Raw genomic sequence first — 24,736 nt, forward strand, 5'->3', positions numbered from 1 at the left:
GTAAAAGCTCTCATTTACATTCTTCTTTTTTTTCGATGAGGAGAACAAATTAGGATAAAGTAACTATCGTATTTCCAACCCATTCCCTAATGCATAGTTGATATCGATTAGGATACATTAATTAATTGACATGGGTACTTAGAGTGGTAGAATATGTTTTATGCTAAAAAATAACAACTTGTGGATTTTATAAAGAAAGAAGGATACAAATGGAGGGAACTGCACAACAAAATAAACCTGCTTTCAATCGAACGACATTAGTAGCAGTGTTATTATCCGGAGCATTTGCTGCGATTTTAAATCAAACGCTACTTGCAACAGCACTTCCGGAAATTATGGCAGATTTACATATAGATGAAAATACAGCCCAATGGCTACAAAGTATTTTTATGCTCGTGAATGGAATTATGATCCCAATCACAGCCTTTTTAATTGAAACATTTACGACAAGAAGACTATTTTTAACGGCAATGGGGCTGTTTGCACTTGGGACATTGCTATGCGCTATTGCTCCTAGCTTCCTTGTTTTATTAGCTGGTAGAGTGGTTCAAGCTGCCGGAGCGGGTATCATGATGCCGTTAATGCAAACGGTTTTTCTTTTCATCTTCCCATTTGAAAAGCGTGGCTCTGCAATGGGAATGGTAGGGTTGATTATTGCCTTCGCACCAGCTATTGGCCCAACTTTATCAGGCTGGGTTGTGGAACATTTTGACTGGAGATATTTATTCTATATCATTTTACCAATCGCTATTTTAGATTTAATTATTGCTTACTTTGTATTGAAAAATGTTACAAAACAAACCTTCCCTAAAGTAGACGTTCTATCCATTATCCTATCTACATTAGGCTTTGGTGGTATTTTATACGGATTTAGTATTGCAGGTAATGCAGGATGGTCTAGTGTAGAAGTATTGATTGGTATGGTTGTAGGAGTCCTGTCGTTAATCTGGTTTATTATTCGCCAATTTCAATTGGAGCAGCCAATCCTGGAGTTTCGAGTATTTAAATACAATATCTTCACATTAACGACGATTTTAGGCTGTGTTGTGTTTGTATCAATGATTGGGGCAGCGGTAATTCTTCCGTTGTATATGCAAAATATGCATCACTTTACGCCATTGGAATCAGGGTTAATGTTGCTACCAGGAGCCATTATTATGGGAGCCATGTCCCCAATTACAGGAAGGATTTTCGATAAGGTAGGAGCAAAATGGCTAACCATCGTTGGGTTATCCATTGTAACGATTACGACATTCCTATTTACGAATCTCTCAACAACAACATCCTTTACATTTCTGACGATCGCACATGCTTTTCGGATGCTTGGTATTTCCATGGTAATGATGCCTGTAACAACAGCTGGACTTAACCAATTACCAAACCGTTTAATCCCTCATGGTACGGCAATGAATAATACGATGCGTCAAGTTGCCGGTTCAGTGGGGACTGCGCTCCTTGTTACAATTATGACAACAGGAGCAACGAGCCAAACACCTGAAGGAATGATTGATGGGGTTAATTTATCCTTTATTGTAGCAGCAGCCCTATCCGTTATTGCGTTAATCATGGCATTCTTTATTAAACGCACGACACCTGAAGAGGAAAAATAAATAAAAGTAAAAAAATCAAACGAACACTATGAAAAAAGTGTTCGTTTGGATTTTTTGATTAAAGCATTTAATTTACTATAGTGGAAGAGGTGTTGTTGGGTTGATAGTTAAGATCTATGCACCCTATTTTAAATCATTTGCTCAATAACGGAAAGATAGCAGTCGCTATGTGCCCGAATTGATTTCATTTACTCAATAACGGAAAGATAGCTCACCCCTATGTGCCCGATTTTATCTCATTCCTACAGTTTCAGTCTGATAACTCCCCGCTATCTGCCCAATTATCCACTAGGGAACTGAGGACGTGCCCTAAGGTTATGCGAAGCATTTTGCGACAGCGATTTTCGCACCCACAGACTATGAAAGTACATATTTTATACGCTGTTTGACGAAAAGGCTCGCTCACTCCATTTTTTACCGTTGTATGTCAACAACGTATTGCTTATTTCATTCGAGGAGATGGTCACGATTCCGATATTATTGTCCGTTTCTACAACATTTCCGTTATCCGTGCTTTTATATTGAATGGTTTCCTTCCAACGAACACCCTTTGTATTAACTAATTCCTTTTTGCTTTCTAATAAATGATAGTCCTGATTGCAGGAGCGATAGAATATTTTCTTTTTCTTACGTAAGGCATTAAACCAGATAGCGCTTTTTAATAAAACGCCAAAGAAGCCTGAGAAACTCATGTTTTTAATGGGACTACTTGTGAATTGGTGGATGTTAAATTTTCGCTTGCGTTGATACTCTATTTTAGAATGTACATTGGACGCTAAATGAGTATCACCAGATAGGATAAAGTAATTGTCGCCACCCCATTCTTCTAAGTGCTCCATAAAGGTGTGGAACCCCTTACCGTTAAATTTCCATGCCTCCATATCGAATTGATAATGAACGGGTATTCCAAAGCTTCTCAATGGTTCCACATATTGTAATAACACCGATTCAATTAGATCTATTCCATATAAAGGTACAGGGGAAATTATAAATAAAGGCTCCTTCTTATCCCAGTTACTTGATTGTAAAAGGTTGGTTATTCGTTCCCAAGCTTCGCCTCGTATTAGTTCTGGGCTATTAGGAGTTTCTTCTATTTTCCTGCCTATTTTTACTGGCTGTGGAGCAGTGCTGAAATGACGCATTGTTCGTGTATCTAAAAATAAACTTTCCGGTTTTGTTGGAACAATATAGAACCAAGAGTCAAAACTCCACATATTTTGGTTCCACTCTTTATAAATCGTCTCGTTAACCAATGGAATCTGGTCTTCTAATGCCATAAAATAGGCGGATGTACGATCGAGGAATTCTTGATCAAAAGCAGTTGGATCATTTCCCCATCCTTGGAAGGCCCAATAAGCCGTTAAACCATTTGCAATGACATGGGATCCTAAGGGAGATGTCTGAACAAGGCTTCGCCAGTTTTCTGATAAATTCCAGTCATCGGTAATGTCATGGTCATCAAACATCATATATGTTGGTGTATTTGCCATGATGCGCCTCGCGCAATACACTCCTTTTTGAAACTGTTCGATCATTTCCACTTGCTTTCGGTACCGAAGCTCATGCTCTTCTAACTCTTTAATACGCTCTTCTTCATTGTGATTTATATCCTTATAGATAAAATAAATCTTATCTTCTTCACGGAGTTCTTCAAATGTAGGTATCTTTGTTTCTTTCCATACCTCAGGGCTCCAATTTAAAATATACATGGCTGCATATTCCCCAAATGTAAACAGGTGATTACCTGCATTGTTCGATGTGAATTTACAAAACTTCTCCGATATATATTGCCTTCCCTGGAGCTGATGAAGTGCATCATCAAACGGCTCTTTCTCTAGCCGTTTATCGATATGTGAAAGGTTTTCCTGCCAATTTCCCATAATCTTTTCTGCTAGCTCATGGACTACAGAAAACATTGGATCAGCCACATCATCTGCATATATTTGGTCGCCTAATAAAAATAGATTACTAGGGCGTTTTGCTAGATTGTCATAGTGTTGGTTCATATAAAGGTCCGCACCTATAAATAAATCTTCTCCTTCACCATGGGTTTTTCGACAGGAGCCATACAGTCTTTGATGTTCTGCCGAATCTGCTATGAAAAAGGTAGGATAGCGATGATTTCCATATACAATGGACTGAAGGTTATTTTGCATAAGTAAATCAAAGGAACCTAAATCCATTACGCCACTCTTCGTTTCAAAATATAGGTTATATGCTAACAGCGAGTTCGTTGGAAAAGAATCGGTTTCCGGTAGGAGCATAACCAGACTAATATACAAATTTTCTCCTAGCTGAATGGTGTTGGTTTTGGAGTACTCGCTTATTATTTTGTAGTTATATCCATCTTTTTGGTTAAAGGTGGCGTTAAACAGCACCCCATTTATATCCATTCTTTCGCTTGTTGCAATCCAAATATGAATTTGGTGCTTACTTACTCTACGGAGAATAGGCCCCGCTAATAGGACTGGGATCTTCATGAAAACACCCCATTTTTGTGGATTGTATGAGGTAGTGTATTCATTAAGACGCCTATCTGTTAGTAGAGGAAAATAGTAGAGTAACATATGGAGATAGTACCTTTGTTTTAGAGGTTGTGATTTTAGAAGCTTCATGCCCAAAATCTACTTGTAATAAAATGCATAAAAATATGGTATGATGTTACGTGGTAATTATCTTGTATACTAAGAATGTGAAATAAAATAGATTTGTTGGAGGAGCGATTTTATGGGTAATACAATGAACCAATCTGACCAACAAAGTATGGGTAAGGTTTTATGGCAACTAACGAGACCGCATACGTTAACTGCCACTTTTGTGCCTGTTTTAATAGGAACAGCGTTAGCCATGCATTATGTTGAAATTGATTTAGGGTTGTTTTTCGCGATGTTATTTGCTTGTCTTTTGATTCAAATTGCAACCAATATGTTTAATGAATACTATGATTTTAAACGTGGATTAGACACGGAGGAATCGGTTGGTATTGGTGGAGCGATTGTCCGAGACGGCTTGAAACCGAAAACGGTATTACAGTTAGCACTAGCGTGTTACGGTGTTGCCCTACTGATTGGCATCTATATTTGTATGAATAGTAGTTGGATTCTTGCTCTCATTGGGCTTGCTGGTATGGCGGTAGGTTATCTTTATACAGGTGGACCACTTCCGATTTCTTCAACCCCATTTGGAGAACTAATGGCTGGTTTGTGTATGGGTTCTGCATTCATTTTAATTTCATTTTTTATACAAGCTAAGGAAATCAATGTAGATAGCATATTAATTTCGATACCTGTTGCGATTTTAGTTGGAGCGATTAATATGTCGAATAACATAAGAGATCGGGAAGGAGACCAAAAATCCGGTCGTAAAACATTGGCGATTCTACTTGGTCATGACAAAGCGGTTAGTGCCTTAGGTGTTATGTTTGTTATTGCTTATTTATGGATTGTAGGGCTCGTAATCATGGGAGAGATAAGTCCTTGGAGTTTAATCGTATTTTTAAGTGCACCTAAGCCAATTAAGGCAATCAAAGGTTTTATCGGCAAAAGTGTGCCGATGCAAATGATGCCGGCTATGAAAGCAACGGCGCAAACGAATACGATTTTTGGCTTCTTGCTAACAATCGGTTTATGTATTAGTTATTTTTCTTAATTGGATAAGTAAGCTAAAATGGGATTGCAGTCGTGCATCCCATTTTCTTATAAAGTGTACTTAATATAAAGGAGTCTTTGTTATGCGTAAGGCCAAGCAAGCGGATTTTACGAGTGGAAATATACTGAAGCAGCTTTTCTTTTTTTCCACACCGATTATTTTTGCGAATCTGTTGCAAACCTCCTATCAATTTATCGATAGTCTGTGGGTTGGTAATTTAATTGGAGCGAATGCTTTAGGAGCAGTCGCAATTGCCAGTACCGTTATCTTTACGATGTTGTCTTTCATTATTGGGATTAACAATGCAACGTTAACCGTCATTTCGCAACAAAAGGGTAAGAAAGATGAAGAAGGGTTAAAGCGGTACATTAATGCCTTTGTGATTGTATTAACATCGATTAGTCTAATATTAGGGATGATTGGATTCTTTTTTGCAGAAGCAATCTTGTCATTTCTTGGTACGCCGGAAAGTATGATGGCTAGTGCAAAGGCTTATTTGCAAATCAACGCAACTGGTATTCTATTCCTAATGGGCTATAACTTTATTGGAACTATTTTGAGAGCACTTGGGGATAGCCGTACCCCGGTTCAGTTTGTAGTCCTAGCTGTGATTCTCAATACGATTTTAGACCCACTCTTTATTGAAGTATTTCATCTTGGGGTAGAGGGTGCGGCCTATGCAACCATCACTTCTCAAGGTATCGCTTTTCTGTATGGTTTCTTTCTAGCGTTAAAACGAAAATTAATTCCTTTCACCGTTCCAACGATGCCGAAATTGGCGGAAGTAAAATTAATCTTAAACCTAGGAATTCCAGCTGGATTGCAAATGGCTGTTATTTCGGCAGGCTCTGCAGCAATTCTAAGTGTGGTGACATCCTTTGGGGAGGACGTTGTAGCGGGGTTCAGTGCTGCACAAAGGTTGGATAGTGTGCTCATGCTACCTGCACATGCCTTAGGAACTGCTGTAAATAGTATGGCAGGTCAAAATATCGGGGTAAACAAATGGGGGCGGGTTTCCAAAATTGCTAAGTATGGATTTTTCTATAACTTGATTTTTATGTTATCTATTGCATTGATTCTCGTTCTATCTGCGGAGTATTTGGTTCGACTCTTCATTCAAGATGAACAATCGGTACAGTTTGGAACGGAGTATTTGAAAATGATTGGATTTTTCTATCCGTTTTTAGGTATTAACTTTATTCTTAATGGAATTGTTCGAGCATCTGGGGCAATGTATCAAGTATTGGTTTTAAACCTTATTTCATTTTGGGTGCTACGTTATCCGTTAACCTATGTATTCTCATCCTTTATAGGAGATAAAGGGATTGCGCTTGGAATGGGCGTAAGCTTTGTCATTAGCAGTGTATTTGCGTTTTTATATTTTCGATATGGAAAATGGCGTAACAAGGAAATATTCGCAAGCAAATAGGAAAAAGAACACAATCGAATGGTTGTGTTCTTTTTTAATCTAAAAGTGAAATATAGTTTGGGAGATACCTTTTTGCTTTTGTACTTTTCTGAATGAAAATGACTTTTTATACATATTTTTTAAAAAAGCATTTTCAGGAGGGATCCTTTTTGGCGACTTGGAAGGAATGGGATATGCATAACATTTGGGAAGCAAAGCATCGGTTGTCCACAATTGTGAATAAGACGCCACTTATCAAATCTCACAAATTATCAGCGTATACGGGACGGAACATCTATTTAAAATTGGAAACAGCAACAGATATTGGTTCATTTAAAATCCGTGGTGCAGCCAATAAGATTTTATCCTTATCCCAATTAGAGCGGAGTAGAGGGGTAACCACGTTTTCTACAGGGAATCATGGATTGGCAGTTGCGTACGTAGCACAAAAGTTAGGGATAAAAGCGGTTGTTTGTATTTCGCATAATGTTCCAAAAAACAAGCGACAAGCATTAGAAAACATGGGTGCGGAAGTGAAAATAGTTGGGGATAGTCAAGAAGAAGCTGGGGAGTTTTGTGAGAATTTAAAGGAAACATATGGAATGACGATTATCCATCCTTTCGATGATTTATATGTCATTGCTGGTCAAGGTACAATTGGTCTTGAGCTGCTTGAGGATTTACCAGAGCTAGATCATGTAATAGTACCTTTGTCTGGAGGTGGTTTGCTTTCTGGAATTGGGATCGGGTTAAAAGGTGCAAGTGAGCATATTCGAATTTCTGGTATTTCCATCGAAGGTGCATCGGCAATGGAGAAGAGCTTACAGCGTGGTGTGCCAGTGGATACTCCTGAAAAAGCTACATTAGCGGATAGCTTACTAGGTAGTATCGGAAGGGAAAATCAATATACATTATCCATAGTATCGGAAGTAATGGATGATATGACATTGCTTGATGAGGAAGCCATAGCTAAAGGGATGTTGCATTTACTGAAAGAGGAGCGCCAAATTGCGGAAGGTGCGGCAGCTGTTGGGGTTGGTGCTATTTTGAGTGGGAGGTTCAGCCATCTAGGGCAAAATGTAGTGTTGATCATTACAGGTAATAATGTAGATCCAACAATTTATGAAACTCTTTCCCTTACCGAATTGGATCGTATTAAGGGTGCATGCCTATGAGAATTTTCACAGAAAAAGAGATTAAGAGCGTCATAAAAATAGATCAGGAGATTATTCGAGTTGTAGAAGAGGGTTTTACGAGTCTTGCGACAAAGCATGTGCAAATGCCCCCAATTATGCGTATAGACATTCCAGAATATAAAGGGGAGTTGGATGTTAAAGCAGCTTATATACCAGGGTTTAATCAGTTTGCGGTTAAACTATCTTCTGGCTTCTTTCTAAACCAACAGCTAGGCTTGCCAAGCGGAAATGGAATGATGATTTTAATCAACAGTAAAACAGGAATTCCAGAAGCACTCTTACTAGATAATGGGTATTTAACCCATGTAAGAACAGCAGCTGCTGGAGCAATAAGTGCGAACTATTTGGCAAAGAAAGAGATCCATAAAGCTGGAGTGATTGGGACAGGAAGTCAAGCTAGATTTCAAATGCACGCATTATATTTAGTCCGGCCGTTTCAAAAACTATTCGTTTATGGGAGGGATGAAAAACGATTAGAAGCATTTATACAGAGGAGAAAAAGGGAACTACCAGTAGAAGTAATTGGTTGTACAACAGCCAAAGAAGTAGTGACGAATGCGGAAGTTGTTGTCACCACAACACCATCCGAGGAGCCAATTATTCAAAAGGACTGGCTGCATCCTGGATTGCATATTACAGCAATGGGATCGGATGCAGAGCATAAGCAAGAGATTGATGTAGAAGTGTTCCGTGAGGTAGATAAAATTGTTTGTGATGTAAAGAACCAATGTGCGCGCTTAGGGGAACTCCACCATGCCTTTGAGCAAAACGTCTTGAATTCCGGTACAGACATTATCGAGTTAGGTCACCTAACGAGTATGAAACGTAGTGGGAGAGCAACTGAAGAAGAAATTACCATATGTGATTTAACTGGTACAGGAGTTCAAGATACAGCCATTGCACTTGTTGCTTATGAAAAGCTAGTAAATGTAGGAGCTGGAATCGTCATGGAATAGAAAGGGAGGAGGGATGGCGATGTTTCCAATTATGGAGTATAAAGAGCGGATTAAAAAAGTGAAAGAGAAGATGGCGCTGGAAGGGTTGGAGGTTCTGTTCATTACTAATCCTTCCAATATCAATTATTTATCAGGCTATGATGCCTGGTCCTTTTATGTCCATCAAATGCTCGTTGTCCAATTGGAAGAGGATCAACCGATATGGATTGGACGTAAACAGGATGCAAATGCAGCCAAGGCTACTACTTGGTTAGACCACGGTAATATTTATTTTTATAGCGATGATTATGTTCATTCTATTTTAAAGCACCCAATGGATGAAATAGCTCGAGTGTTAGCTGGAAAGGGACTTGATAAAAAAACAATAGGGGTAGAAAAAGAAAATTACTATTTTACGGCTAAGGCATATGAGCAATTGCAAAAGGGGCTCCCAGATGTTCTATTTAAAGATGCGACATTGCTCGTGAATTACGTACGTTTAATAAAATCTCCATTAGAGATTGCTTTTATGAAAAAGGCCGGTAGAATAGCAGAAATTGCAATGAAACGAGCAATTGAAGAAATTAATGAAGGGGTTCGGGAAAACGATGTTGTTGCTAGTATTTATCAAGCTCAAGTGCAAGGTACAGTCGAATTTGGAGGAGATTATCCTGCGATTGTACCCCTTCTTCCTTCTGGTGAAAAAACATCTTCCCCGCATATTACATGGTCTGATCAAAGATACAAAAAGGGAGATACTGTCATTATGGAGCTAGCAGGCTGCTATAAACGATATCATGCTCCATTAGCAAGAACGTTAGTAATAGGCGAACCAGATCAAAAGGTAAAGCTACTTGCTGAGGTAGTGTTAGAAGGGATAGAAGAGACATTAACCTTCATTCAACCTGGTGTAACGTGTGAAGAAGTGGAAGAAGTATGGCGTACTTCCATAGCAAAATACGGATTTATGAAAGACTCAAGAATTGGCTACTCCATGGGTTTAAGCTATCCACCAGACTGGGGAGAGCATACTGCTAGTTTGCGCTATGGAGATAAAACCATTTTAAAACCAAATATGACCTTTCATTTAATTCCAGGAATATGGTATGACGATTATGGGGTAGAAATTAGTGAATCGTTTATTGTTACCGAGGACGGAATGGACACATTATCGAAATTTCCTCGACATCTGTATGTGAAATAGATGTATCTGCCGTTATTTTTTGGCAAAATAAAAAACTGTTACATTTTATATTTATCCGTAACAGTTTTCATGTAAGGAATTTACCTATTGATTTATTACTTGGTCTAAATATTGTGTTGCTTGATCCTCATTCATATTTTTAGCCATAGCCAATTCGCTAATTAAGATTTGCTCGGCATTGGCTAACATATTTTTATCAGCAGCACCTAAATTTTTCTCCTTACTAATGCGCTTTAGGTCACGAATGACTTTTACGCCTTCTAAAAAATCCCCGCTCTTAATTTTGTCTAAGAATATCCGGTGTCTTTGATTCGGATGCACCGGTTGGTCTTCATCTCTCATTGCTAATAAGGATGAAATAAGATTTTCAAAACTGTCAGGATCTATAACTTTTCTAAGGTGTAATTGGTCTTCTTTCCCTTTAGGTACCATTACATTCATATTTTTGCTTGGGATGTTTACAATGTAATATGGTCTTTTTTCTCCTAAGAAGTCCTTGTCCTCGATTGCTTCAATGATACCGGCTCCATGCATTGGATAAAAAATCTTATCGCCAATATGAAACATTCATTCACCCCCAAGTAATATCATACATCTCCATTATAACATATTGAAAAAATAAATCAAAATTTATATTTTATAACACATTAAAAACCATGTCAACAATAAATTATGCTGTAATTTTAGGGGATTAGCATCATTTGTCTGAATTTTCCCATAAATGGATTGACATGGACCAGCTTTTTCGTTAGATTAAGGACAAAATCATGTTTCTAGGGAAGAGGGTTTAAGATGAGACTGGTTGCGTATAAGCAAAAAAACACATTGGGTCCTTATCGGATGGGTGTGGTGCACCATGAAAATGTTTTGGATTTACAGGAAGCATATCGCCTTTATCTTTTGAAAAGAGATCAAGTAGACTTAGCCAATGCAATCGAACATGTTCTACCTAGTGATCTCACTTCATTTTTTAAGCTAGGAGAGCAATCGATTCAACATGCCCAAGTTGCGCTGAACTTTGCAGAGGAACATGACGTGTCCGCTATTTCATTTTTATTTCATGATGTGACGTTAGCTCCGCCTGTTCCGAATGGCGCTAAGGTGATTTGTATTGGTACGAATTATAAAAATCATGTAGCTGAAATGAAAGCCAATATTCCGGAATATCCTGTGTTGTTTTCAAAATTTTCCAATGCGTTAATAGGTGCGAATGATGATATTCAAAAATCTCCTTACACAGAAAAGTTGGATTATGAAGGAGAATTTACCGTTGTTATTGGAAAAGAAGCGTCCCATGTTAAAAAGGAAAATGCACTGGATTATATAGCAGGGTATACAATTGGCAATGATATATCCGCTAGAGATTTACAAAAACGTACACCACAGTGGTTACAAGGAAAGTCGTTAGATAAAAGTACACCAATTGGACCGTGGATTGTAACCGCCGATGAATTAACAGATCCTTCCAATGTACAAATTGAAACGTATGTGAATGGGGAAAAAAGACAATCTTCCAACACAAAGCATCTTATCTTTAATATTCCAACTTTAATTGAATTTATTTCAAGTCTCATTACATTGCAGCCAGGAGATGTCATTTTAACAGGAACGCCTGATGGAGTAGGATTTGCAATGGACCCACCACAGTTTTTAAAAGCTGATGATACGATACGGATTGAAGTTGCTGGTGTTGGGGTATTAGAAAATAAAGTAGTAGACATGGAGACGCCGGACCAATAATGGTTCGGTGTCTCTCTGTTTTGATTAGGCGTTTACTAGTAGGAATGGCGTCTAGCCCTAGCGCCTAACCTCTAAGCGCTGACCAAGGTGCTTCCGCTTTTGTTCTTCATTGAGGTTAGAGTTGATTATTGTCTTTTCATTCCTTTAAACTATAGGATATTACAATGACATGGAGAGACAAGATGGAAAGAAATGAATCGAAAACCTATGACGTGATTGATGTGTGTTTATTAGCAGGGAAAATTATGCTTATGTGTGGTGCAGAAACGTATCGGGTTGAAGATACAATGATGCGTATGGCTGCTGCATACGGTATGGAGCATTCCCATAGCTTTGTAATGCCAACAGGAATTATTTTTTCGATTGATGGCAAAGATCCAACAAAATTGGTTCGTGTAACGGAACGGTCTACCGATTTAAGTAAAGTGACAAAAGTAAATAGCATTTCTAGGCAAATTACGGCAGGAAGTATATCTGTTCAAGAGGCTTATCAACAACTCAAGGCTGTTGATGAGAAAAAAGAAATGTATGCGGGTTGGATTCAGACTACAGCGGCTGCTATATCTAGTGGATGCTTTCTCATTATGTTTCAAGGTCAATGGCAAGATTTCTTTAGTGCTGTATTAGCAGGTGGGTTCGGATTTATCTGTTTCCTATATATGAGTAAATTGCTACAGCTAAAGTTTTTTGCAGAGTTTTCAGCGGCTTTTGTTATTGGAATCATATCGTTACTTTTGGTATATGTTGGGTTAGGAAATCAAATAGATAAAATAATCATTGGTTCAGTGATGCCGTTAGTACCTGGACTATTAATAACGAATGCTGTACGAGATCTACTAGCAGGTCATCTTATATCTTGCTTATCGAAGGGAGCAGAGGCTTTTTTGACTGCTTTTGCTATTGGTGCAGGAATTGCGCTGGCCATTGGTTTTGCAATATAACATAAGGAATTGGAGAGGAACAGGATGCTACAACAACTCTTTACAAGTTTTATCGCTGCTGCGGCTTTTGGCATTATCTTTAATGCTCCGAAGCAATCGTTGTGGAAATGTGGCGTTATTGGCTCAATTGGATGGGGTGTGTACTACTACTTGTACTATTTTCAAGAGCTCAATATTATTGGTGCGACTTTTATTGCCTCGTTTATGATAGCGGTAATTAGTCAATTCTTTGCAAAATGGTATAAGACTCCTATGATTATTTTTAGTGTTGCAGGAATTATCCCACTTGTGCCAGGAGGCTTATCCTATGATGCAATGCGAAAGTTTGTAGAAAACGATTATAATCAAGCGACACAGCTTGCAGCGAAAGTATTTATGATTTCTGGTGCTATTGCAATGGGACTCGTATTAGCGGAAGTAATCAATCAAGTTGTAAAACAATCGACGATTCAGCGATATAAGCAGAATGTAGGGGACTAAAAAGGGTTTTATCAGACTTTGAAGAATATCTAAACCATAACGGATATTGTAAATGGAGTGGAGATATGAAGACGTCTGAATACAAACGTTACGATGGTTTAGGTTTAGCGGAATTGGTTCGCAAAAAGGAAGTAAAGCCCATTGAACTTGTCGATGCAGCAATTCAAGTTATTGAGAAGGAAAACCCGACATTAAATGCAATCATACATAAAAGGTATGAGCAGGCTAAACAACAAGCTAGGGAACAATGGACAGGGCCTTTCGCAGGGGTGCCTTTTGTACTAAAAGATATTACCCAAGAAATAAAAGGGGAGCCTTTAACATCTGGCTCAAAAGCATTGCAAAATTATCGATCAAGTGAGGACTCCAATTATGTAAAGCGGATAAAAGAATCTGGCGTAATCATTTTAGGGCAGACGAATGTACCGGAATTTGCGTTAATGGGAATAACAGAACCAAAGCATTATGGACCAACGAGAAATCCATGGAATCAAAAAGTTACGCCCGGTGGCTCAAGTGGTGGTTCTGCAAGTGCTGTGGCATCAGGGATGGTGCCAATAGCAGGAGCAAATGATGGCGGGGGATCGATTCGAATTCCTGCTGCCTATACAGGATTGTTTGGATTAAAGCCGACACGAGGAAGAACCCCAGTTGGACCTAAATTCGGTAGGCATTGGCAAGGCGCATCAGCTGAGCATATTTTATCCAAAACCGTTCGAGACAGTGCGGCGATGTTAGATGTATTAAAGACATATGAAAAAGGAGCTGCTTTTCACGCATTACCATACGATCAAGATTATTTGAGCATCATTCAAACACAGAATTCGGATAAAAGGTACCGATTCGCATTTTCTCTTACCTCACCTTTAGGGACAGAGGTAGACGAGGAGTGTAAACATGGTGTGCTTAAAACGGTGAAGCTATTAGAAAGTATGGGTCACATAGTAGAAGAAAAAGAACCGTCTATAGATGGTAGTAAACTAGCTGCTAGCTATTTAACCTTGTATTTTGGCGAAGTGGCAGCTAGTATTCAAGAACTATCACCAGTGCTTGGAAGGCAGCCAAAATATAAGGATGTAGAGCCAACGACATGGCTATTAGGTTTACTAGGGAACTCCGTATCTGCAAAGGACTTTGTTTTAAGTATAAGAGAATGGGATGTTGCTGCCTATAAAATGGAGCAATTCCACGAGGAGTACGACTTTTTTATTACGCCAACAACTGCCTTTTTGCCGTCTCAGATTGGAGAGCAGGATATAACAGCGATGGAAAAACTACTTATCTCCTTAACAAGTAAATTGAAGTTAGCGGGTGTGTTAAAAAGGGTTGGGATGGTAGATCAAATTGCAAAAGCAAGTTTAAAAAGAACCCCATTTACTCAGCTAGCCAATTTAACGGGGCAACCTGCTATGTCTGTTCCTTTACATATTACAGAAGCGGGATTGCCGGTAGGAGTGCAATTTATGGCTGCTAGAGGACGAGAGGACTTATTACTTGAACTAGCTACCTGTTTGGAGCAAACCGATAACTGGATAGGTATGCGCGAAAATCCATATATGAAAGAATAAAAAGAGGGAAGTCTATTTGAGACTTCCCTCTTTATTCATTGTTACGCCTGAAGCGGCTTTTGGGTTTTGTCATTTTTAAAGAAAAACTGACAAGCGAAAAGAATAGCTAAAAGCGCTCCACCAATTAAATCTGTGTACCCTCCTGGAATTAAAAGCATAATTCCGAATACAATGGCCAAAATTCGTTCAAACCAATACGCTTTTCTCATCCAGAAACCAATCATACCTGCCCCGATTGCAATCATACCAATCAACGAAGTTATGATAATCATAATAACCTCTAATGTATTCGTGTCTATTAACAACATTTGAGGTGAATAGACAAAAATGTACGGTATGATAAAGGCGGCAATGGCAAGCTTAGCAGAGTTGAGTCCTGTGCGAATTGGCTCGCCGCCAGAGACCCCCGCGGCAGCAAAAGCAGCCAAAGCAACAGGTGGTGTGATATCTGCAACAATACCAAAGTAAAATACAAACATATGCGCAACTAATTCTGGCTGTCCTAATGCTATAATTGCTGGTGCAGCAATGGTTGATGTAATAACATAGTTTGCAGTTGTAGGAGATCCCATTCCTAAAATGATGGATGCAATCATCGTAAAGAATAGTGTTAGGAACAGCTTTTCATCGGCTAAATCAATTAAGCCGTTAGCAAGCTTTAATCCTAAGCCAGTACGTGTAACAACCCCTACAATCATACCTGCAGCAGCAGTTGCAACGGCAACGGCTAAAGCAGTTCTAGCACCATCCACTAAAGCGCCTATAATATCTTTAAATCCGAATGTTGATTTTGGATCAACAAGTCGGTTTACAAATCCAACTACAACAGTAAGTAAAATGGACAGTAGAGCAGCTCTCGTAATCGTCATTCCGCTCATAAGGAATAATACGACACCAACGAGTGGAAGAAGTAAGTAAATTTTCTTTAATGTTTCCTTCTTATTTGGCAACTCTTCTTTAGTTAAACCACGTAATCCCAACTTTTTCGCTTGGAAGTGAGTCATTATCCAAATTCCAGCAAAATAGAGGATAGCAGGGATAAGAGCAGCCATAGCGATTTCCCAGTAGGAAACCCCTCCAATAAATTCTACCATCAAGAACGCTGCAGCCCCCATAATAGGTGGCATTAGCTGTCCCCCAGTAGATGCGGCAGCTTCAACAGCACCTGCAAAGTCCTTGTTATACCCAAGTTTTTTCATCATTGGAATCGTGAAGGAACCAGAAGTAACGACGTTTGCTACGGAACTTCCGGAAATGGTTCCTTGTAATGCGCTAGAAAAGATAGCAACCTTCGCAGGTCCACCAACACGTCTACCTGCTATTAGTAAGGCGAGATCATTAAAGTATTGTCCTACACCAGTCCTTACTAAAAATGCCCCAAATAGTAAGAATAAGAAGATAAAAGTAGAGGATACCTTTAATGGTGTTCCTAATATACCTTCAGTTGTGAAGAACATGACGTTAATAATATCATCCATATTCATACCAGCATGCTGTAAAAATCCAGGCATGTAATATCCGTAATAGGCATAAGCAATAAATGCTGTAGCTATGATTGTAATAGGTAAACCTACTGCTCTTCTAACAGCCTCGAGCACTAATACAATAGCTAAACCACCTATCACAATATCAAGGGCTTGAAGCTCTCCACCGCGTGTCACGAGCTCCTCATAGAATAACGGCCAATATGCACCTACGCCAATACTTAGTACCGACAATACAACATCTAACCAGGTTACTTTGTTATTGCCTCGATTTTTCTTTCTAGCTGGGAAAAATAGAAAGACTAAGGTTAAAGCAAATCCTAGATGGATTGTACGTAAAATTTGGGCAGGAGGCGGTATTGCGATCGATGTATATAATTGAAAAATAGAAAAAGCTAGTAAACCAATAACGGCAATGCGACCTATAAGGCCACCTAATTTTCGGAAGCCGGCCTCAGGGTCATACTTCGTCATAAGTTCGTCTAATTCTTCTTGTGTTAACGCTTCTTGAGTTTTATCCGCCACTGATTTCATCTCCTCTCCAGTACTGTAATGCAGTTAGCTTACGAAATTTGATTCTCACCCATGTTCCGGGTTCGACAAAGTTATGAAATGGTATTACCTTATCATTCATGATTAACCGATGATTGGCGACGATTTCTCCAACGCTTAAATCAATGAATGGGAAACGTCTGTCCATATTTTTAATGTGAAATTTCCCATTTTCCTCCACGAACTTTTCGCCTTCTTCTACGTTGGAAGGCATTCCTACATTGTAGCTTTCATAAATGAGCTCATATTGCTTAATTGTATGTTCGTCAGTCATCACATATTTCTCTTGAACGGGAGTTAAATGGACGGAGTGTGTGTATAGTATATCGAATTTTTGCTTTTTTTCTATTGGTAAAAAAGCAAGGATTTCCCCAGTGTTTTCAAACTCAAAACTTAACGTAGGGAACAAAGGAATGAAAAGAAAAGACAACAGAAGTGTCAATAGGAAGATTGGCAAAAGGACAAATTTTCGTAATCGTTTCAAAAGGAACACTCCATGTTAAAAATACTTCATTCGAAGCTTTAATAGATTGTTGTTTTTTGCGATAAAAAAGTGAAACGTAGCCGAGGCATCTACCTCGGCTACATGAATGAAACAATCATTTAATTTGGTTGTTATTCACCTAGTAAACCTTTTTCTTCAAAGTACTTTTTAGCACCTGGGTGGAAGTCAATACCTACACCTTCTACTGCTGCCTCAGCAGAAATCTTTTCACCCTTGTCGTGAGTGATGTCCCCTTCATTATCAAAGAATGCTTTTGTAAGCTCGTAAACTTGATCTTCAGATAAATCGCCATTTGCGATCAACATTGCAAGAACTGCAACTGTTTGTGTGTCTTCAGCTAAGCCATACGTGCCAGCTGGAATCACTTCTGTAGTATAGTATGGATACTTCTCGATTAATGCATCAATTTTATCATTTGCAATTGGAACAATTACAACATCAGATTGAACAGATAATTGCTCAACAGATGCAGTTGGAGCACCTGCAGTTACAAATGCAGCATCAATTGTTCCGTCTTGAATGGAATCCGTAGACTCATCAAATGGTAGATATTGCGCATCTAAGTCCTCTAAAGTTAATCCGTGAACTTCAAGGATTTGTTTTGCGTTTTCTAAAGTACCACTACCAGTATCTCCTACAGATACAACCTTACCCTTTAAATCTTCAACGCTTTCAATACCACTATCAGGAGTTGTTACGATTTGGATTGTTTCTGGGTAAAGAGCCCCAACAGCTGTAACTTTATCTAATTTTTCTTCAAACATTTGTGTACCTTCCACACCGTAGCTTGCGATGTCCGTTTGTACTAATGCAAGATGTCCTTCACCACTTTGAACTTTATTCATGTTTTCCGTGGATGCTCCAGATGTAATACTAGATACTGTGTAATCGGTATGTTCTTGCATAATACCAGCAATTTCTCCACCTAATGGGTAGTATGTACCACCAGTACCACCAGTAAGTAATGTTAAGGCATCTGTTTCTCCACCTTCACTATCTCCGCCGCCTTTTTGACCACCACAAGCAGCCAGGAATGCAGCTAAAATCATAATGAAAGCAAAGGCTAACATTTTATTTTTTTTCATGTAATTTCCCCCTTTATATAATATGTACATGTAAATATTAACACACAAGTTACAATTTTCGGAATCTTTTTTAACATTTTGGATTAAATTGTTAAAATGGTTAATGAAATGGTAAAATTTTAATAACGGTTTTGGAAGGGTAGTGGATAGAGAAAGCGCATACTCCTATATTATATAAATAAAGTCCAATGTTGTAAATCAAAAAATACAAGCCAGAATAGAATAGCTTATTACGTATACATAATAGACTAGTAAGGAATAAGAAACATAAGCGAAGTACAGGTTTTGTTTCGACATACGGAATGAAAGTAACGTATCTTAAAAATGTAAAATCAAGGTGTGAGATGTATGGATGAAAATAGTAAAGAGTGGCAGGATGAGCAACAAAGAGTCAATGAAGTAAAAGAGGAAATTAAAAGGAAGAAAAGAAAGCTTGGCGAAAATGTACAATCGGTGAAGCGTAAAGTCATTGAACTACGTAAAAATTTCTGGGAAGATGTGACGGTCAACCTTGATGAACCGGATGACGTTATTGAAACAGAAGCAAGTATAAAACAGCAAGCGGAGCTATTGTCTGAACGGGAGAGAAGTCATCGCCAACTAAGCGAACAATTAAAAGTGTTAGACCGATTACAGGATTCTCCTTATTTTGGAAGAATCGATTTTTTAGAGGATGGGGAAACAGAAGTTGACCGTATTTATATTGGGATTGGATCTTTAATGGATGCAGAAGAGGAAAACTTTCTAATTTACGATTGGAGAGCACCGATTTCTAGTCTGTACTATGATTATCCTCCTGGACCGGCTGAGTATGAAACAGTAGATAGTACTATTACAGGGGATATGAAGTTAAAAAGACAATTTATTATCCGTGATGGCCAAATTAAGGGAATGTTTAATACAGGGTTAACGATTGGTGACCATCTTCTTCAAAAAGTGTTAGGGCATAATGCGAACACAACGATGAAAAATATTGTAGCTACGATCCAAAAAGAACAAAATCAAATTATCCGAAATGAAAAAGCGAAAGTGCTTATTGTTCAAGGAGTAGCAGGAAGTGGGAAAACATCAGCAGCGCTACAACGTGTAGCCTATTTACTTTATCGATATCGCCAAAGCCTTTCCAGTGAGAATATTATGTTGTTTTCACCTAACTCCTTATTTAATAGCTATGTATCTACTGTACTTCCGGAACTAGGTGAAGAGAATATGAAACAAACCACCTTTGAAGAGCACGCGGAGGAAAGGTTGGGGAAGGAATTTACGATTGAGACACCATTTGACCAAATGGAATATTACTTGACCAAATCCAATGCTCCGGAATATCCAGCTAGAATTGCAGGTATCCGTTATAAAGCAAGTCCAGTCTTTAAAGATCATATAGACCAATTTTTAAAATCCCTTAAACAGGATGGCTTACTATTCCGGAATATTACATTTCGAGGAAAAAAGCTTATATCAAAGGAGCAAATTCATGATTTCTTTTATCGTTTTGAGCCATCTACCTCTATTCCAAATCGGTTAGAAGAAGTTAGTCGCTGGCTATTGGAAGAGCTTCAAAAAATAGAGAGAGCAGAACGAAAAAAAGATTGGGTATTAGAAGAGGCGGCTTTACTGAAAAAAGAAGATTATGTCAAAGCCTTTGAAAAATTATCGGAAAGGGATTCTTTTTCAGAGGATTCATTTGATGATTTCGACCGAGAAGAATATTTGTTACGTAAGCTTGTTGTTGCAAGAAGATTCAAAGGGTTGAAACGAAAAATTGAAAAACTTCAGTTTGTAAATATAAAAGCGACATATGTCCATTTTTTCGCGGATTACGCACACCAGAATGGTTGGAATGTTCCAGAAGAATGGAGTGAAATATGTAACCAGACGGTAGAGACAATTCGAAATGGTAACATCTTTTACGAAGATGTTTCGCCATATTTATACTTTTTAGATCAAATACAAGGCTTTACCATCAATCGAAATATAAGACATGTGTTTATTGATGAGGCTCAAGATTATTCGCCATTCCAGTTTGCGTATATTAAGGAAATGTTTCCGTATAGTCGTATAACGTTATTAGGTGATTTTAATCAAGCGATTTATGCACATACATTTGAAACGGGTACAATCCTAAATGAACAGAACGAATCCAATACGGAGCGTATTACATTATTAAACAGCTATCGCTCTACGGAAGAGATTGTGGAATTTACGAAGGATCTCATTGAGAAGGGTGAAGAAATCCGACCATTTAATCGGGAAGGCTCAAAGCCAAAACTATTTTGTGTCGATAGTGATGAGGAATTGTACACGGAGATGGAAAATACAATCCATGCGCTTAAGGAAAAGGGATATGAAACCGTAGCGGTAATATGTAAAACAATGGAGGAAAGTGAACGCGCTTATCGTGAGCTCGCTCCATTGGTAGATGTAAAATTGGTTGGACCAGAAGCGAAGACGTTCCAAAAGGGCGTGCTCATTATTCCGGCATATTTAGCAAAAGGGATTGAGTTTGATGCTGTTATCATTCATAATGCCTCACAAAGGGCATATCACATGGAGTATGAGCGCAATCTCTTTTACACAGCTTGTACGAGAGCAATGCATGAGTTAATCCTTTATTCTGTTGGCGAAATAAGTCCATTTATAAAAGAGGTTTCTACAAATAAATACGATCAAGTAAAATAACAAAAAATGCTATTAGCGGTCAGCTAGTAGCATTTTTGCGCTATAATGATAAGACTAGTTGAGCTTGTTTTGTACAGTTAAATTCCTACTATAAAGGTGATTCTATTGAAAAGAGTACTAGCTTACGTTTTCTCTTATAAAAAAGCGACAACAATCGCATTATCATTGATGCTCTTTGAACTAATGGTAGAGTTAGTGCAACCCATCATTATGGCCCGGATAATTGACGAAGGTGTCGTGAAGCAAGACTTATCTATGGTCATGACGTGGGGGAGTGTATTATTGGGACTTTCCTTACTTGCTTTTGTTGGGGGAATTGTCAGTTCCTTCTTTGCAGCCGAGGTTAGTCAAGGTGTTGGCTATGATGTGCGACGGGATGTATATACAAAGATTCAGACGTTTTCAACGACCAGGTTTCAGAAATTTTCTACATCGTCTTTAATCATGCGCTTAACGAACGACGTTACACAAATACAAGGCTTTGTTTTCATGGGGTTAAGGATAATGCTTCGCGCTCCATTATTTATTGTGTTTGGTGTTGCTATGGCTTTTTCCATCCATACTGGTTTAGCAACAATTTTAGCAATTGCTGTACCTACTTCCATTGTGGTCATGCTCTTTATTGTTTCTAAAGGGGTTCTTTATTTTACAAAGGTCCAAGAGAAATTAGATTCGGTTAACTCTGTTATTCAGGAAAATTTAGTAGGAATTCGTCTCATTAAAGCGTTCAATCGTGGAAGCTATGAAGAAGAACGATTTAATAAAGAGAATCAATCCCTACAAGCATTTAATGTGAAAGCCTTACGTTTTATGGAGCTCGCGATGCCAATTATTATGCTAGGTATGAATAGTAGTCTTGTCATCATGTTATGGTTTGGCGCCCTAGAATTGAATGTAGGTGATGCTCAGCCTGGAGAGGTTGTCGCTTTAATAAATTATGGAACGAGAATACTAGGATCCATAGGGATGTTTGCCTTTTTAATGATGAACTTTACGAGAGGACGAGCTTCAGCACATCGGATTGACGAGGTGTTACGAGAGGAAGAAGATGAAGAATGGAGTAGGAAAGATAAGAACAGGCAACCTGTAGAGGGTGCGGTTGATTTTCAGAATGTATCTTTCTACTATGATTCTAGCAGTACTCCTGCCTTGCGAAATGTGACTTTTCATGTCAACCCTGGAGAAACGTTAGGAATTTTAGGGGAAACAGGTTCGGGGAAAAGCTCCTTAATTCAATTAATACCGAGGCTTTTTGAACCGACATCCGGCGAAATATTCATTGATGGAAAGAACATGAAGGATATAGAAATCGATTCTTTACGTTTAGCGATAGGGTTAGTGCCACAAGAAGCACATTTATTTACAGGTACGATACGAGATAATATTTTGTGGGGAAATGAACGTGCAACGATGGACGACATTATTCAAGCTGCAAAGGCTGCGAATATACATGACTTTATTATGACTTTGCCGGAAGCGTATGAAACGAAGATTGGCCAACGGGGTGTTAATTTATCTGGTGGTCAAAAGCAACGACTATCCTTAGCAAGGGCTATTGTTCGGAGACCAAAGATCCTTTTGCTAGACGATAGCACGAGTGCATTAGATGCGAATACAGAAGCAAGTGTCCTACAAGCTTTGAAACAAATGCGTTCGACAACTTTTATTATAGCCCAAAAAATAAGCTCTGTAGCGGATGCGGATAAAATCCTTCTATTAAACCAAGGAAGAGTAGTAGCGAGTGGTTCACATGACGAACTTTTAGAACAAAATGCACTCTATCAATCAATCTATTACTCTCAAGTACAAGAGGATGTGCTCCAATATGACGAATAAACTAGAGGGAAAAACAAATTCAGCTCCACCAATGAATCGGCATATGCGACCACCAAAGCCTCCAAAAGTAAAAAATATGAAAGCAACACTCAGCCGTATTTGGGGTTATATGGAAAATCAAAAAATGCTGTTTTTTGCAGTTGTTTCATTCGTTATCATGAGCTCGGTAATGACACTGATCGGACCATATGTTTTAGGGAAAGCGGTAGACCTTTTAATAGAGGATTTTAATCAATCTGTATTATGGAAAATGCTTGCGTTACTAGTAGGTATTTATATTGTTCAGGCAGTTGCGGAATGGTTTCAAAACTTTTGGATGATACAAATAGCACAAAACACAGTCTATTCGATGCGTAAGAAATTGTTTGGACATTTACAACTGCTGCCGATTGCCTTTTTTCAAAAACAACAGCATGGGAATTTAATGAGTCGATTAACAAATGACATGGAAAACGTTAGTAGGACCTTAAACTCATCTATTATACAAGTTGCAACAAGTGTCATCACACTAACAGGTACACTAATCATCATGCTATTGTTAAGCCCATTATTAACAGTTTTAACATTGACTATTGTGCCAGCGATGTTTTTTGGATTGAAGTGGATCACAAACCGTACGGGAGTATATTTTAAAAAGCAGCAAAGTGACTTAGGAGAAATGAATAGCTTTATTGAAGAAACTCTATCAGGACATAAAATGATCAAAATATATTCGAAAGAAAAACAAGTCATTGAGAACTTTCATCACAAGAATGAAGCGTTGCGAGAGTCTGGATATTGGGCGCAAACCTATTCAGGTTTTATTCCTAAACTGATGAATATGTTAAACAACGTAAGTTTCACGATTATTGTTGGGGTTGGTGGAGTTCTTGCCTTAAGAGACATTATTTCAATAGGAGTTATTGTTACGTTTACTACTTACTCCAGACAATTCACAAGGCCACTGAATGATTTGGCAAACCAATTCAATACTATTTTGTCTGCTGTTGCTGGTGCAGAACGTGTATTTGCCATTATGGATGAAGAGAAAGAGCAAGGATCACCGAAAGAAAAACATGTTTCCAATTTGAAAGGGGAAGTCATTTTTAAAAATGTATCCTTTTCATATGATGAAGGTCAGAATACATTACGCAATGTTCACTTTCATGTAGAACCAGGAAAAACTGTTGCATTAGTTGGACCTACAGGTGCTGGAAAAACAACAGTAATTTCCCTGTTATCTCGGTTTTATGATCCAACGGAAGGAGAAATTCGATTGGATGGCCAAAAGTTAACAGAGATAAGTAGAGAATCGTTGCGCAATCAAATCGGAATTGTTCTTCAAGACTCTGTTTTGTTTCACGCGACCGTTATGGAAAATATACGGTACGGGAAATTAGAGGCGACGGATGATGAGGTTATACAAGCTGCTAAGGCAGCAAATGCCCATGACTTTATAACGAAATTACCTAAGGGCTATGAAACAATATTGCATTCAGATGGACACGGAATTAGCCATGGACAAAGGCAGCTGCTTTCCATCGCAAGAGCAATGGTAGCGGAGCCTTCCTTATTAATACTAGATGAAGCGACTAGTAGTATTGATACGATTACAGAAATAAAAATCAACGAAGCGCTAGCAACATTAATGGATGGTCGAACAAGTTTTGTAATTGCTCATCGATTAAATACGATTCAAAAAGCGGATCTCATTTTAGTGTTACAGAAAGGTCAAATCATAGAGCAAGGCGGTCATGAGGAATTGCTTGCTCAGAATGGATTTTATGCAGATTTATTTCATACACAAAGAAGGAAAAAGGATGCCTCGCCATAAGCATTCTTTTTTTCTTTTTCATGAGTTAAAAAAATTAGAAAAGGGGTCTCGT

The 24,736-nt window shown here is 38.4% G+C and carries 18 protein-coding genes; 13 read left to right on the forward strand and 5 right to left on the reverse strand.

Features of this window, described 5'->3' with window-relative positions:
• Positions 1 to 209 precede the first annotated feature (209 nt).
• Positions 210 to 1,610 (forward strand): MDR family MFS transporter, encoded by a 1,401-nt coding sequence (locus C1A05_RS01030; RefSeq protein ID WP_102026314.1) that lies wholly within the window; start codon positions 210 to 212, stop codon positions 1,608 to 1,610.
• Positions 1,611 to 1,984: 374 nt separating this feature from the next.
• Here the strand turns inward: C1A05_RS01030 and C1A05_RS01035 are convergent, their stop codons facing one another.
• On the reverse strand, positions 1,985 to 4,090 hold the full coding sequence (locus C1A05_RS01035) for a hypothetical protein (protein WP_102026315.1): 2,106 nt from the start codon (positions 4,088 to 4,090) through the stop codon (positions 1,985 to 1,987).
• Between the two features lie 247 nt (positions 4,091 to 4,337).
• Here C1A05_RS01035 and C1A05_RS01040 point away from each other — a divergent pair, with 247 nt between their 5' ends.
• The 5 genes from C1A05_RS01040 (at position 4,338) to C1A05_RS01060 (ending at position 10,001) form a co-directional block, all read left to right on the forward strand.
• Positions 4,338 to 5,258, forward strand: a complete 921-nt coding sequence (locus C1A05_RS01040) for a 1,4-dihydroxy-2-naphthoate polyprenyltransferase (protein ID WP_102026316.1) — start codon at positions 4,338 to 4,340, stop codon at positions 5,256 to 5,258.
• Positions 5,259 to 5,340: 82 nt separating this feature from the next.
• Complete coding sequence (locus C1A05_RS01045; RefSeq protein ID WP_102026317.1) at positions 5,341 to 6,687, forward strand: MATE family efflux transporter; 1,347 nt, start codon at positions 5,341 to 5,343, stop codon at positions 6,685 to 6,687.
• 149 nt (positions 6,688 to 6,836) lie between these two features.
• A complete protein-coding gene (locus C1A05_RS01050) occupies positions 6,837 to 7,841 on the forward strand; it encodes a pyridoxal-phosphate dependent enzyme (protein WP_234998242.1) in 1,005 nt (334 codons plus the stop codon).
• Positions 7,838 to 8,818 (forward strand): cyclodeaminase, encoded by a 981-nt coding sequence (locus C1A05_RS01055; protein ID WP_102026318.1) that lies wholly within the window; start codon positions 7,838 to 7,840, stop codon positions 8,816 to 8,818. The genes C1A05_RS01050 and C1A05_RS01055 overlap by 4 nt, the downstream gene beginning before the upstream one ends.
• Positions 8,819 to 8,831: 13 nt before the next feature.
• Positions 8,832 to 10,001 (forward strand): M24 family metallopeptidase, encoded by a 1,170-nt coding sequence (locus C1A05_RS01060; protein WP_102026319.1) that lies wholly within the window; start codon positions 8,832 to 8,834, stop codon positions 9,999 to 10,001.
• Between the two features lie 84 nt (positions 10,002 to 10,085).
• Here C1A05_RS01060 and C1A05_RS01065 read toward each other — a convergent pair whose 3' ends face one another.
• Positions 10,086 to 10,568 carry a CarD family transcriptional regulator gene (locus C1A05_RS01065; RefSeq protein WP_102026320.1) on the reverse strand — a complete coding sequence of 161 codons (483 nt, stop codon included), beginning with the start codon at positions 10,566 to 10,568 and terminating at the stop codon, positions 10,086 to 10,088.
• A gap of 225 nt (positions 10,569 to 10,793) precedes the next feature.
• Here C1A05_RS01065 and C1A05_RS01070 point away from each other — a divergent pair, with 225 nt between their 5' ends.
• The 4 genes from C1A05_RS01070 (at position 10,794) to C1A05_RS01085 (ending at position 14,730) form a co-directional block, all read left to right on the forward strand.
• The gene (locus C1A05_RS01070) at positions 10,794 to 11,741 is read left to right on the forward strand and encodes a fumarylacetoacetate hydrolase family protein (RefSeq protein WP_102026321.1); all 948 of its coding nucleotides are present in this window, start codon (positions 10,794 to 10,796) and stop codon (positions 11,739 to 11,741) included.
• A gap of 182 nt (positions 11,742 to 11,923) precedes the next feature.
• Positions 11,924 to 12,682 carry a threonine/serine exporter family protein gene (locus C1A05_RS01075; RefSeq protein ID WP_102026322.1) on the forward strand — a complete coding sequence of 253 codons (759 nt, stop codon included), beginning with the start codon at positions 11,924 to 11,926 and terminating at the stop codon, positions 12,680 to 12,682.
• Positions 12,683 to 12,706: 24 nt separating this feature from the next.
• A complete protein-coding gene (locus C1A05_RS01080) occupies positions 12,707 to 13,162 on the forward strand; it encodes a threonine/serine exporter family protein (protein WP_102026323.1) in 456 nt (151 codons plus the stop codon).
• A 65-nt stretch (positions 13,163 to 13,227) separates the two neighbouring features.
• Positions 13,228 to 14,730 carry an amidase gene (locus tag C1A05_RS01085; RefSeq protein ID WP_102026324.1) on the forward strand — a complete coding sequence of 501 codons (1,503 nt, stop codon included), beginning with the start codon at positions 13,228 to 13,230 and terminating at the stop codon, positions 14,728 to 14,730.
• 41 nt (positions 14,731 to 14,771) lie between these two features.
• Here the strand turns inward: C1A05_RS01085 and C1A05_RS01090 are convergent, their stop codons facing one another.
• The 3 genes from C1A05_RS01090 to C1A05_RS01100 form a co-directional block, all read right to left on the reverse strand.
• Positions 14,772 to 16,688, reverse strand: coding sequence for a TRAP transporter permease (locus tag C1A05_RS01090; RefSeq protein WP_234998292.1), 1,917 nt, complete (start codon positions 16,686 to 16,688; stop codon positions 14,772 to 14,774).
• A gap of 40 nt (positions 16,689 to 16,728) precedes the next feature.
• Positions 16,729 to 17,250, reverse strand: coding sequence for a DUF1850 domain-containing protein (locus C1A05_RS01095; protein WP_159461951.1), 522 nt, complete (start codon positions 17,248 to 17,250; stop codon positions 16,729 to 16,731).
• Positions 17,251 to 17,381: 131 nt separating this feature from the next.
• Complete coding sequence (locus C1A05_RS01100) at positions 17,382 to 18,356, reverse strand: TAXI family TRAP transporter solute-binding subunit (protein WP_102026327.1); 975 nt, start codon at positions 18,354 to 18,356, stop codon at positions 17,382 to 17,384.
• A gap of 348 nt (positions 18,357 to 18,704) precedes the next feature.
• On the opposite strand from C1A05_RS01100, the gene helD reads away from it, so the two are divergent.
• The 3 genes from helD to C1A05_RS01115 all read left to right on the forward strand — a co-directional run bounded on the left by helD (position 18,705) and on the right by C1A05_RS01115 (position 24,684).
• Positions 18,705 to 21,035 carry an RNA polymerase recycling motor HelD gene (gene helD / locus C1A05_RS01105; protein WP_102026328.1) on the forward strand — a complete coding sequence of 777 codons (2,331 nt, stop codon included), beginning with the start codon at positions 18,705 to 18,707 and terminating at the stop codon, positions 21,033 to 21,035.
• 105 nt (positions 21,036 to 21,140) lie between these two features.
• Positions 21,141 to 22,871, forward strand: coding sequence for an ABC transporter ATP-binding protein (locus tag C1A05_RS01110; protein WP_102026329.1), 1,731 nt, complete (start codon positions 21,141 to 21,143; stop codon positions 22,869 to 22,871).
• Positions 22,861 to 24,684, forward strand: a complete 1,824-nt coding sequence (locus tag C1A05_RS01115) for an ABC transporter ATP-binding protein (protein WP_102026330.1) — start codon at positions 22,861 to 22,863, stop codon at positions 24,682 to 24,684. Before C1A05_RS01110 ends, C1A05_RS01115 begins: the two co-directional genes overlap by 11 nt.
• Positions 24,685 to 24,736: the final 52 nt, after the last annotated feature.

The organism is Salirhabdus sp. Marseille-P4669 (assembly GCF_900240405.1).
Taxonomy (GTDB): domain Bacteria; phylum Bacillota; class Bacilli; order Bacillales; family Alkalibacillaceae; genus OEQK01.